Genomic DNA, 12,173 nt, shown 5'->3' with positions numbered 1-12,173 from the left:
TCTATCATGTCAAGTCCAGGCTTCGAACTTCCGCTGCGCCTGCTGCTCGCGTTCAGGGTGCTGATCGACGAGCTCCACGCCGAACTCGCCCGGCAGGGGCATCCGGACATACGGCCCATGCACGGGTTCGTCATGCAGGCGATCGGCCCGAGCGGCACCACGGCCGTCGAACTGGGCCGCACGCTCGGGGTGTCCAAACAGGCGGCGGGCAAGACCATCGACACTCTGGAACGCATCGGCTACGTGGAACGGACCGCCGATCCCCACGACACCAGACGCAAGATCGTCCGGCTCACCCCGTACGGGATAGACGCCCTGGACCGGTCGGCCCGCATCTTCGACACACTGCGCGCCCGCTGGGCCGCCGAGCTCGGAGAGGACCGCCTGCAGGCCCTGGAGTCGGACCTGCGCAGAATGACCCCGGCCAACCTCTGGCGCCTCGACACCCCGGGCTGGTTCGGCAGCCTGTGACGCGCCCCCGTCCCCGTCGGGTTTAGGCGCCGGACGCAGACTGCGGGCGCTCAGGCGCGGCGCTGAGACGGGCTGCGCCCAGGCGGGAGGCGCCCAGGCTGGCGACGCTTGGGCGGGAGGCGCCCAGACGGAGGGTGCTGGGGCGGGCGATGGCCAGCCCGGGCGGACAGTGCTCAGCCCGGGCAACGCCTAGCTCGGCAGCGCTCAGCCCGGGCGGTGTTCAGCCCGGGCGGTGCTCATGCAGGCCGTGCTCAGGCGGCCAGTTGGAGGCCCAGGCTGGTCAGGTTCGTACGGGCCCAGGCCAGCTCTTCGGCCAGCAGCGACACCAGGGCACCCGGCCCCTTGGCACGCCCCGGCACGGTCAGGTTGTGCGTCTCGACCTCGATGTGCGCACTGCCGCTCACCGCGCCCGACAGCATGGCCATCAGCGTGTCATGCAGTACGGCCCCCGTGCTCGGCGTCTCCCCCGTGTGGTTGTGCACGTGCCCCAGCTTGACCACCGGCGCGCCGGCCGCGGCCAGCCCCTTCAGGGCCGCGCCCGGCTCCTCGGCCCCGCAGGCGAGGTGGCAGGCGTCCAGGCACACGCCCAGGTGCTCGGAGTCGATGCCGCCGACCCGCTCAAGGGCCTGCTCAGTGGTTTCCAGCACGCACCCGGGCCACGGCTCGAACCCGACCCTGATGGTCTTCCCCGTCACGCTGTAGATGCCGCGCAGCTCGCGCGCCAGGCGCTCCAGCCGGCGGGTGGCGATCGAGTGCAGGTCGGCGGGCCAGTCGCGGCGCCACCCGATCGGGATCGTCGAGATGCTCCCGAACCGCACGTCCTCCGGCAGCAAGAACGCCAGGATCTTGGCCAGGGCCATGGTGTAGCGGTAGCGCTCGGGCTTGGCCCAGTCGGGGCCGGGGACCTCCTGGTTGCGGCCGCCGGTGCCATTGAGGCTCACGACCTCCAGGCCGCGCTCCTCCAGGGAGCGGCGCAGCCGTACGAGCTCGATGCGGTCGGCCGTGAGGTGGTCGGCGACGCTCGGCGAGAGCCACAACCCGATGCCCATCCGCTCCACGCCCAGCCGCTTGCGCACCGGGACGGCGTAGCGGGTCAGGTGGGCGATCAGGTTCTCGAGGTCCTCGGCAGGGTGGATGCCCGCGTTGTAGGCGAGGTGAACGAGCGTTCCGTCATTGTGACGCAGGCGCATCGGTTTCCTCCACGGCTTGCTCTTTGTGTTCCGTCGCCCGCCCTGGACGATGCTGACCCTTGAGAGCATGGCTGCTCGTTCGGTGGTCACGCGTCCGCCCCGAGTTGATTTCGCGCTACTCCCCAAGGAGCAGGCCTCAGCCTAGGAACACGATCTTGTGATTCGCTTGGATGCGACTTGGCGGTGCTCTACGCAGTGTAGTACTACTCGCGGTGGCGGCACACCCGGTATCCCAACAATTACGCAACGACCGAGTGTGCCCACCTCACAACCCGCCACGCCCCACGGCCCCAGATGGGGTCAGCGTCGAAGGAGCGGCATCGGCATCGCTCGAGCGACGGGTGCGCGATGAGGCAAGGGCCGAGGTCGGCACCCCGGCGGTGGAATGCACCACCCCACCGGCGTAGAGCGTGGCGCGGTGAGTGCCACGGTCGGCCACCACCCCAGCGGCGAGTCCGCGGTGCGTACCACAGTCGGGCACCACCCTAGCGGCGAGTCCGTGGCGCGGCGGGGGTCACGATCAGCAGCACCTCGGCGGCCGGGGCACGGTCGCTCACCCCGTGACGGACGCGAGAGACGCGAGGGCCACCCCCGAGGCGTGGGGCGCAGGAGGCGGAAATGGGAAAACCCCCGTGTGAGGGATTCACACGGGGGCTTTCGGGATCCGTCAGTGCTGGATCGGGGCCGCGATGGCGGCGGCCGAGTCGGGGACCTTGGAGGCGGACTCGCCCTTGAAGATGAACTTGGCGTTGTCGCCTTCACCCTCGATGGTCACCTTGACGACCTGCCCCGGCCGGAGCTCGCCGTACAGGATCTTCTCCGACAGCGAGTCCTCGAGCTCGCGCTGGATCGTCCGGCGGAGCGGACGGGCGCCCATGACCGGGTCGTAGCCCCGGTCGGCCAGCAGCTGCTTGGCCTCGGGCGAGACGTCGAGCCCCATGTCGCGGTCCTTGAGCCGAGCGTCCACCTGGGCGAGCATCAGATCCACGATCTGGATGATCTCCTTCGGCGTGAGCTGGTGGAAGACCACGATGTCGTCGACACGGTTGAGGAACTCGGGCCGGAAGTGCTGCTTGAGCTCCTCCTGCACCTTGGACTTCATCCGGTCGTAGTTGGAGTCGGCGTCGTTCGACTTCGCGAACCCGACCCCGATGCCCTTGGAGATGTCACGGGTGCCGAGGTTGGTGGTCATGATGATGACCGTGTTCTTGAAGTCGACCACGCGGCCCTGGGCGTCGGTCAGGCGACCGTCTTCCAGGATCTGCAGCAGCGAGTTGAAGATGTCGGGGTGGGCCTTCTCGATCTCGTCGAAGAGGACCACGGAGAACGGCTTGCGCCGCACCTTCTCGGTGAGCTGACCGCCCTCCTCGTAGCCGACGTAGCCGGGAGGCGAGCCGAACAGCCTGGAGACGGTGTGCTTCTCCATGAACTCCGACATGTCCAGGCTGATCAGAGCGTCTTCGTCGCCGAAGAGGAACTCCGCCAGAGCCTTGGACAGCTCGGTCTTACCGACACCGGAGGGGCCCGCGAAGATGAACGAGCCACCGGGACGGCGCGGGTCCTTCAGACCGGCGCGGGTACGCCGGATGGAGCGCGACAGGCCCTTGATGGCGTCGTCCTGGCCGATGATCCGCTTGTGGAGCTCGTCCTCCATGCGGAGCAGGCGCTGCGACTCCTCCTCGGTCAGCTTGAAGACCGGGATGCCGGTGGCGGTCGCCAGGACCTCGGCGATGAGCTCCTGAGTGACCTCGGCCACGACGTCCATGTCGCCGGCCTTCCACTCCTTCTCCCGCCGCTCGCGCTTGAGCTGGAGCTGCTTCTCCTGGTCGCGGAGGGCAGCCGCCTTCTCGAAGTCCTGCGCGTCGATCGCGGACTCCTTGTCGCGACGGACGTTGGCGATCTTCTCGTCGTACTCGCGCAGGTCCGGCGGAGCGGTCATCCTGCGGATGCGCATCCGGGAACCGGCCTCGTCGATGAGGTCGATGGCCTTGTCGGGAAGGTAGCGGTCGCTGATGTAGCGGTCGGCCAGCTGCGCGGCGGCCACCAGCGCGTCGTCGGTGATGGACACGCGGTGGTGCGCCTCGTAGCGGTCGCGCAGACCCTTGAGGATCTCGATCGTGTGGCTGAGCGAGGGCTCGGCCACCTGGATCGGCTGGAACCGGCGCTCCAGCGCCGCGTCCTTCTCGAGGTACTTGCGGTACTCGTCGAGCGTGGTCGCGCCGATCGTCTGCAGCTCGCCGCGCGCCAGCATGGGCTTGAGGATGCTGGCCGCGTCGATCGCGCCCTCCGCGGCGCCCGCGCCGACGAGCGTGTGCAGCTCGTCGATGAACAGGATGATGTCGCCGCGCGTGCGGATCTCCTTGAGCACCTTCTTCAGGCGCTCCTCGAAGTCACCGCGGTAGCGGGAGCCGGCGACCAGGGCGCCGAGGTCAAGCGTGTAGAGCTGCTTGTCCTTCAGCGTCTCGGGCACCTCGCCCCTGACGATCTTCTGCGACAGGCCCTCGACGACGGCGGTCTTGCCGACGCCGGGCTCGCCGATGAGAACCGGGTTGTTCTTGGTCCTCCGGGAGAGGACCTGCATGACCCGCTCGATCTCCTTCTCGCGGCCGATGACCGGATCCAGCTTGCCCTCGCGGGCCGCCTGGGTCAGGTTGCGGCCGAACTGGTCGAGCACCAAAGAGGTCGACGGGGCCGACTCCTGCGGGCCGCCTGCCGCGGCCGGCTCCTTGCCCTGGTAACCGTGGAGCAACTGGATGACCTGCTGCCGGACACGGTTGAGATCAGCCCCAAGCTTGACCAGCACCTGGGCGGCCACACCCTCACCCTCGCGGATGAGCCCGAGCAGGATGTGCTCGGTGCCGATGTAGTTGTGGCCCAGCTGCAAAGCCTCACGGAGCGACAGCTCGAGGACCTTCTTGGCCCGCGGGGTGAACGGAATGTGCCCCGACGGAGCCGACTGGCCCTGGCCGATGATCTCCTCGACCTGCTGGCGCACACCCTCAAGGCTGATCCCGAGGCTCTCCAGAGCCTTGGCGGCCACGCCCTCACCTTCGTGGATCAAACCAAGAAGTATGTGCTCAGTGCCGATGTAGTTGTGGTTGAGCATCCTGGCCTCTTCTTGGGCCAAGACGACAACACGCCTCGCTCGGTCGGTGAACCTCTCGAACATCTCGTCGCTCCTCACAGAGCGGTCAGTCAGGTCCGGTAAATCCGGGCCCGTCATCCCGCATGCTAGCCCTGGCTCGGCGAACCGTGCCCACTGCCACTGACACGCTCTATAGCAGAGACGTTCCCCGAGAGCAGGGCGTTCACCCTCCATCCAACTACTGTTCGGGGGTGACGTGTTCCCGATACGCCGCAAGCGAACGATGTTTAGGACGCTTCGCGGAAGCGTCAAAAATTGCCCTCTGCGGCGCACGCGGTACACACGGATCGACCATCGGACGCGCCGGGGCGGAGCCAGCGTTGGGGCGCCACTTCGCCCGCACATCTCAGATGCCGCGTCCGTATCGTTACGTAATCATCCTACGTAGCGGAGGGCCGCCGTCCAAACGACCGCCCTACGCCCTGAGCACAACGCGGGACGGGCGGCACACCAAGGGAATCTTGCATCCGGTCAGCCCGGTTACCAACTTCATCTCGCATGATGAGACCACGTCTCGCTCGGCCCTCCGGATTCGCGGCACTTCCGCGCAGTTGAGAAGGCACGGCATTGTGTGCAGATGCCGGGGAACGGGGATTGTCCGAGCCCTGCTCGGGTTCGCGGGTTTTGCCCGCCGGCGGGGATCCCGTCGCCCGCGGTATTGCCCGCCGCCACGCATCCAGCCCGGCACCGCTTTACCTTCGCGCCGGTCGCGGGTTTACGCTCGGTGAGATCGCCCGTATACACCCGCCGCCGCCCCGTAGATCGCTTCCGGGCTATACGGCGCCGGGTTTTCCGTCATGGCGCGTTCCATGAGCGCGGAGATCGATCGTGACGTACGGACGCGAGCGTACGTTGAATGAGGTATGGCCGCCTCACACGGCTTTCGGCGCGCGACTACGACGCCGCCACATATGTGGACGACCGCCGGCGAAACAGCGCCACGGGCGAAGCCGAACACGCAGCCAAAACGCCCGCATATGTGCACACAGAAGATCACAGTCCGGGCGGTCCGGCTTTCGAGTTCCGACCCGGATAACGATCATGCGCTTATGGCGGCCGCCGGGGTCCTAGGCGAACGGCATAAGCGCATGGTCGATCGTCGGCTTGCTCAGTGGGCCGCTTCGTACTTCTCGACGACCGTGGAGGCGATCCGCCCGCGCTCGCTGACCGGCAGGCCGTGAGCCTTGGCCCACTGCCGGATCTCCGAGCTCTTCTCGCGGCTCATCGCCCTGCTGCCGCCGCGACCGCGGCGACGTGCGGTGACGGCGCCTGCCCTGCGCGCATGCTGCACGAAAGGCGTGAGCGCGTCCCTCAGCTTCTTCGCGTTAAGGTCGCTGAGGTCAATCTCATAGGACGAGCCGTCAATAGCGAAGCTGACCGTCTCATTGGCCTCGCCCCCATCGAGGTCATCGATGAGAATCTCCTGGATCTGCTTGGCCATCTACGCAATCCTTTCGCGGAGCATTGTTTCATTCGCCTGCCCAAACATATACCCGGAAAGGCGCGGAGACAATTCAGCGCAGCGGGGATTCGGCTGACTGGCCGATCAGTTCTGCCCGTCGACCGGATCCTCGCGGTTTCGGCGGCCTCCCAGGGCCTCGGACCGGACCAACTTCACTACGCCAAAGATGAAGGCGCCCCCGACCACCACCGGGGGGATGAGCGCTGACAATACGTCTGTTAGGGCTTCCATTCGTCCTCGCCTCCACGGCTTGCGGGGTTTCAGGGGCGCATTTTGCGGATGGGAGCGCGCCCAGGAGGGGCGTTGCGGCCCTCACGACGCGCCAGGTGACTACCGTTCGCACCCGACCATAGCGGCGCACAGATGCCCTGCGCCTCGCAGGGCACCAACATCCGGCGACCCGGATGCCCCATAGCCTAATGCCAGTCTCTCCAGGCTCCTTACCGGATCAAGAGAAAATTTTTGGAATTGGCTTCCTGCCAGGCACGGGATGGGTCAGCGAAGATCTTTTACCACACGCGTTCCGGCCAGCCTGTCATGCGGCCCGCGTTCCAGGGGCTTGTCGATCAGGATGAGGAGCCCCACGCAGAACAGGAGCATTCCGGCCACCAGATTGGCCACGGGAATGCCCATCAGCATGACGGGGCCCGGATAGACCAGGGCCCGTTTGAGCAGCGCCCTGGAGGACACGTGGGGCGGCGCCAGGCGAATCCCCATGATCGCCTTGCCGAACGTCCTGCCGCGCCGGTAATGGGCCCACCAGTCGTAGCCGGTATAAGCCAGCCCCGCCGCCAGCCAGGCGAACACACCGGGCAGCCGGCCGTCGAACGCCTCCAGCATCCCTACAGTCCGGAAGACGCCCCACAGCGCGATGAACAGAATGTAATAGAGCACCCCGAAGACGAACGCCTCAATCGCCCGGGCGGCGAGCCGTTCCCACCATTCCGCGGGCGGCGCGTCCGCCCGCGGCGGCGACCCGGCCATAACCCCCACCTCGCGTCATCAGCGGCTCAGGTTCCCCATTTTGGTACGGCCTGTGCACACAAAACAGGGGCCGACGCGAAGCCGGCCCCTGCTTTTACCTGACGCTTGGACTACTTGATCTTCACCACCACGGTGTTGGAGAACTTGTCCGCGAACGTCTGCTGCAGCGGCTTGTCCCAGAGCTGGGAGGCGCCGTTGACGCCCACGGCCGCGTAGGCGAGCAGCGAGCCGATGAAGCCCAGAGGGAGAGCGTTGAGGATCCAGCCGCCCCACGTCACGCCGGCGCGCTTGAGCGCCACGTCGGTCGGCAGGCCGCCCGGCGGTATGCCCTGGCCCACGGGGACGACCTTGATGCCCATGACCATCTTGCCGACGGTCTGCCCCTTCGCCTTCAGGAGGAAGAAGTCGTAGGCGACCCACAGGGCGGTCACGACGATCGCCGTCAGGATGGTCACGACCACACCTGAGAACATGCCGCCGCCGCTGCCGTCCAGCGAAGAGTAGGTGGCCAGGAACAGCACGCCCATGATCAGGCCGATGACCACGTTCACGATGAAGAGGATGACCCCATCGATGAGCCTCGCCACCAGGCGCTGCCACCACTCCGCCAGCGGTGCCGGCGCGCCGGGCGGCTGCACGCCCACGGGCCCGGGCTGGCCGTAGGCCTGGCCGTAGCCGGGCTGGCCGTACTGCTGCGCCTGCCCGTAACCCTGCTGCCCGTACTGCTGCTGGCCGTACTGCTGGTCGCCGTAGCCCTGCTGTGCGTAGCCGGGCTGGGACTGCTGCTGCTGGCCGTAGCCCTGCTGGCCGTACTGCTGCTGGCCGTAATCGGGCTGGGACTGCGGCTGCTGGCCGTACTGCTGCTGGCCGTAGTCCGGCTGCGACTGGGGTTGCTGGCCGTACTGCTGGCCGTAGCCCTGCTGGCCCGACTGCGGCTGCTGGCCGTAGCCCTGCTGGGACTGGGCCTGCTGGCCGTAGCCGGGCTGGGACTGCTGCTGGCCGTACTGCTGGCCGTAGCCCTGCTGACCCGACTGCGGCTGCTGACCGTAGCCCTGCTGGCCGTACTGCTGCTGGCCGTAGTCCGCCTGGGACTGCGGCTGCTGGCCGTAGCCCTGCTGCCCGTAGCCCTGTTGGGGCTGGGCCTGCTGGCCGTAGTCAGGCTGGGACTGCTGCTGCTGGCCGTACTGGGGTTGCTGGCCGTGCTGCTGCTGTCCGTGCTGGGGTTGCTGACCGTACTGCTGTTGCTGTCCGTACTGGGGTTGCTGGCCGTAGCCCTGCTGACCGTACGGGGGCTGCTGCCCATAGGCGTCGTCCGCCCGGTAGCCGATCACAGTCGCGTCCGGGTCGGGCTCGCCGGGGTGGCGGCCCTGGTTCTGCTGCCCGTAATAGGGAGGCGCAGAGTTGTCGCCGGATTCGTCCTGTGGATACGGCGGCTGTCCGGTGCTCACCGTGTCACCTCGCTTCGAGTGCGCATGTGGCACGTGTCAGGACACATGCCTGTGCTGCCCAACGTATCGACATAGGTATCAACAATCACCTTTCCATCTGGTCAAGGTCCACGTCACCCGATGTCAGGTGGAGCAGCATGCGGGTGTTTCCCAGCGTGTTCGGCTTGACGTGTTCAAGATCCAAAAACTCGGCAACACCCTCGTCGTACGAGGCCAGCAGTTCGGCGTAGACCTCAGGTGAGACCGGTGTGCCCTGAATCGGGCGGAACCCGAGTCGCGCGAAGAAGTCGACCTCAAAAGTAAGACAGAATACACGTCGCAGACCCAAATCCTTAGCCTGCTGGATCAGCGCGGAGACGATCCGGTGGCCGACGCCCATCCCCCGGCACTCGGGATCCACCGCCACCGTGCGGACCTCCGCGAGGTCCTCCCAGAGCACGTGGAGCGCGCCGCAGCCGACGACCTGCCCGTCTCGCTCGGCCACCCAGAACTCCTGTACGTCCTCGTACAGCGTCACCGTGGCCTTCTCCAGGAGCCGCGGCCCCGCCCCCGCGTAGGTGTCCACCAGGCGTCTGACCATGCGCACGTCGGGCGTGCGGGCACGCCGGACCACCACCGCGGTCTCGGGCACTGTCAGCTCGGCCACCTGCTCCATGGTTCTCCAGGGTACAGATCTCATTACGGCTCAGCCCTAACTCCCATGTCTCGGCCCATCTTGTTACATCTCGTGGTCAGATCGGCACGGGATCGCGCGGCCAGCTCGCGCCCGCCGAAAGCGCGGACAAATAGGGCGTAGGGCCTCTTCTGCACGGGTGCCCACGAGATCACCTTGTGACCCTTCGGTTGTGAAACCTCTACAGACTTGGCAGTTCTGGTTGAGCACGAACCCGGAGTGCATTAGTGTCCAGCGACAATGTTTCCCGCGTGTCGCGCGGGAGGCACGCCCAATTCTCGCAAGAGAAGCCGGGGAACCGCCGGTGGCGACCTCCGACGCCACCACTGGGGTGAATCCGAGTCTTTCGGTAGGGCTGCTCCGGCCCGAACCCGTCAGCTAACCCGGTAGGCGTCGACGAGAGGAGCTGGTTGGTGAAGCCCACGCTCAGCGGTGGGGGGAAGTCGGCGGGCAAGCACGCCCGCCCTCCGGAACGGGCCCGGCGACCACGCCGCGTAGGTGTGGTGAGTCTCACAGTCGCCGCGCTGCTGTTCGCCATCCCCGTCGGTTCGGCGTCCGCGGATCCAGAGCCCTCGCTGAAAGAGCTCGCCGACCAGGCCACGAAGCTGCACACCGACATCGAGACGCTGACCGAGCAGTACAACGGCCAGCGGGAGAAGCTCAAGACCGCCAAGAAGGCCGCCGAGGCCGCGGAGAAGACGCTGACGAGCAGCGAGACGGATCTCGCCGCCAAGCGCTCGAAAGCCGTCGCGCTGGCCCAGAACGCCTACATCACGGGCGGTCTGAAGACCCTCGCCTTCGCCACCTCCGACGACCCCGAGGGCTTCCTCAACCGCGCCGCGACCTCGTACGCGCTGCAGACCGAGCAGGGCGAGGAAATCAACCAGCTCACCAAGGCGATGGACACGGCCACCCGCGCCAAGCAGAGCGCCACGGCCCGCATCGACGAGGTCCAGAAGCTCGTCACGGACCTCGAGGCCAAGCGCAACAAGATCACCAAGCTGGTGACGAAGGTCGAGAGCAGCCTGTTCAGTCGGGCCCTGGGCGAGGCCGGGCGCCCCGGCACGCGGGCCGTGCGCGTCAACCTGCCGATCCCGGGCTCGGGGAAGGCCGCGGAGGCCGCGCGGTGGGCGCTCACGCAGCAGCTCAAGCCGTACGTCTGGGGCGCCGAGGGCCCCGGCTCGTACGACTGCTCCGGGCTCGTCATGGCGGCGTTCCAGCGGGTGGGCATCTCGCTGCCGCACTACACCGGCGACCAGTGGACGGCCGGCCGGCACGTCTCGCGCGAGGAACTCCGGCCGGGCGACCTGGTGTTCTTCTACAGCGACCTGCACCACGTGGGCATCTACATCGGCGGCGGCATGATGGTGCACGCCCCGCAGACGGGTGACGTCGTACGGATCGCGTCGATCGCGAGGCGGCCGTTCGCCGGCGCGGTGCGCATCGCCGACTGAGCCCGCACCCCGGCGGTCCGCCGCGGCTAGATCAGCTGGCGGCGGGCTGCCCAGGCCACGGCCTCGATCGCCGTGGCCACGCCTATGCGGTCGCAGATGCCGCGCAATCTTCGTCGTACCGTGCGCCCGCTGATATCCAGCCGCCGCCCAACCCGATCGACCGTGACTCCCTTGGCCAACTCCGCCAGCAGCGCCAAATCAGCATGGCTGAGCTCAACGCCTTCAGTGAGCACATCCATCGGGAGCCCTCCCCCCAACAGCAGAACTTGGACCTCACAGACGGGCCAAAGCCGCTCCTCGCAGACGGTAAACGCATCGTGGAAAGGTCGTCAAGCATGACAATCGCCGCACTTGACGAGCGCTATTGACATGATCCGCTATATATGACGCACTCGCGATATGTCAGAACGTAGAGTGATCACATTGGGGCTTCCGGAATGGCCCTGACCAGCGTTCCGGTTTTCGATCGGTCCGCCATGGATATTCCGCATGATCGATACCCGCGTTATCGCGGGACACGCGTCCGTGACGCGATCTTTCCGGCGCACGGCAAGCCACCAATCGCTCGCTTTGTACTGCGCTCCCACCCGATCCGACAACCCAGGTCAGGCAGTTGATTAAGGCAATTGGATCAATCCGCTATGGCAATTGCCGCCACGGGTTCAGGCCGGCGGCCCGCCGGGTGGCGGGCGTCCTGCTCTGACCGCCGGGCCGGGCGGCCTCGTTTCCGGGTGCGCGTGCCCGGCGGGATCACAGGGGTGGCCGGGGCACCACGGACGCTCCCTGACCCGCGCCTCCGCGGCCTTGACGCGATGCTTACAAGCGGCTTCGGATCGGAAACCGGGCGGCCCGGAAGCCGGATTCGCGACGGCGGTGATCGCTCAGGCGCCGGCGGCGTCGTAGCGGTCCCTGGCGGCCTCGACGTCCTCCATGTGCGCCTCGGCCCAGCTCTTGATCGCGGCCACCAACGGCATCAGGCTCTCGCCCAGCGGGGTGAGCGCGTAGTCCACCCGTACCGGCACAGAAGGGGTGAGCGTGCGCGAGACCAGGCCGTCACGCTCCAGGCCGCGCAGGGTCTGCGTGAGCATCTTCTGGCTGACGCCCGCGATGCGCCTGGACAGGTCGCTGTAGCGGCGCGGGCCCTGCGCCAGCGCGGTCAGCAGGAGGGTGACCCATTTGTCGCTGAGGGTGTCGAGCAGCTTCCTGGAGGGGCATTCGGCGAAGTACGCGTCGAAGACCTGCCTGGCCTCGTCCCGCTGCTCCGCCGCCGTCTTCGTGGCCATCCGCGCACCCCTTCCCGATCGCTGCCTACCAGGAGAGGGTAGAGCGCCCGCGGCGGGCGCTCT

Annotated in this window: 10 protein-coding genes and 1 riboswitch; of the genes, 2 read left to right on the top strand and 8 right to left on the bottom strand. The window is 67.3% G+C overall.

Translation table 11 applies throughout. The features are described from left to right. The first annotated feature begins 6 nt into the window (after positions 1-6). Positions 7-471, top strand: a complete 465-nt coding sequence (locus ACWDRB_RS25240) for a MarR family winged helix-turn-helix transcriptional regulator (RefSeq protein ID WP_449897354.1) — start codon at positions 7-9, stop codon at positions 469-471. Between the two features lie 251 nt (positions 472-722). Here the strand turns inward: ACWDRB_RS25240 and ACWDRB_RS25235 are convergent, their stop codons facing one another. The 6 genes from ACWDRB_RS25235 to ACWDRB_RS25210 form a co-directional block, all read right to left on the bottom strand. Continuing rightward, entirely contained in the window at positions 723-1,661 is a 939-nt protein-coding gene (locus ACWDRB_RS25235) for a TIM barrel protein (protein ID WP_350723731.1), read from the bottom strand. 667 nt (positions 1,662-2,328) lie between these two features. Further along, a complete protein-coding gene (locus ACWDRB_RS25230; protein WP_350723733.1) occupies positions 2,329-4,830 on the bottom strand; it encodes an ATP-dependent Clp protease ATP-binding subunit in 2,502 nt (833 codons plus the stop codon). Between the two features lie 1,084 nt (positions 4,831-5,914). Beyond that, on the bottom strand, positions 5,915-6,247 hold the full coding sequence (locus ACWDRB_RS25225; protein ID WP_319714331.1) for a histone-like nucleoid-structuring protein Lsr2: 333 nt from the start codon (positions 6,245-6,247) through the stop codon (positions 5,915-5,917). 516 nt (positions 6,248-6,763) lie between these two features. Then, a complete protein-coding gene (locus ACWDRB_RS25220; RefSeq protein ID WP_449897351.1) occupies positions 6,764-7,252 on the bottom strand; it encodes an RDD family protein in 489 nt (162 codons plus the stop codon). 110 nt (positions 7,253-7,362) lie between these two features. Beyond that, positions 7,363-8,700, bottom strand: a complete 1,338-nt coding sequence (locus ACWDRB_RS25215) for an RDD family protein (protein ID WP_449897349.1) — start codon at positions 8,698-8,700, stop codon at positions 7,363-7,365. Positions 8,701-8,785: 85 nt separating this feature from the next. Further along, positions 8,786-9,355: an amino-acid N-acetyltransferase gene (locus ACWDRB_RS25210; RefSeq protein ID WP_350723739.1), complete on the bottom strand. Its 570-nt coding sequence runs from the start codon at positions 9,353-9,355 to the stop codon at positions 8,786-8,788. Positions 9,356-9,631: 276 nt separating this feature from the next. Next, positions 9,632-9,781: riboswitch (cyclic di-AMP (ydaO/yuaA leader) on the top strand. 95 nt (positions 9,782-9,876) lie between these two features. Here ACWDRB_RS25210 and ACWDRB_RS25205 point away from each other — a divergent pair. After that, positions 9,877-10,827, top strand: coding sequence for a C40 family peptidase (locus ACWDRB_RS25205; RefSeq protein WP_449897347.1), 951 nt, complete (start codon positions 9,877-9,879; stop codon positions 10,825-10,827). A gap of 26 nt (positions 10,828-10,853) precedes the next feature. Here ACWDRB_RS25205 and ACWDRB_RS25200 read toward each other — a convergent pair whose 3' ends face one another. Together ACWDRB_RS25200 and ACWDRB_RS25195 are read right to left on the bottom strand one after the other, a co-directional pair. Further along, a complete protein-coding gene (locus ACWDRB_RS25200; protein WP_043615366.1) occupies positions 10,854-11,066 on the bottom strand; it encodes a LuxR C-terminal-related transcriptional regulator in 213 nt (70 codons plus the stop codon). 642 nt (positions 11,067-11,708) lie between these two features. Continuing rightward, positions 11,709-12,110: a winged helix-turn-helix transcriptional regulator gene (locus tag ACWDRB_RS25195; RefSeq protein ID WP_449897344.1), complete on the bottom strand. Its 402-nt coding sequence runs from the start codon at positions 12,108-12,110 to the stop codon at positions 11,709-11,711. Between the last annotated feature and the right edge of the window lie 63 nt (positions 12,111-12,173).

The organism is Nonomuraea sp. NPDC003707 (assembly GCF_053587055.1).
Note: the sequence above shows the minus strand (reverse complement) of the source record. Positions and strands in the feature narration are given on the sequence as shown.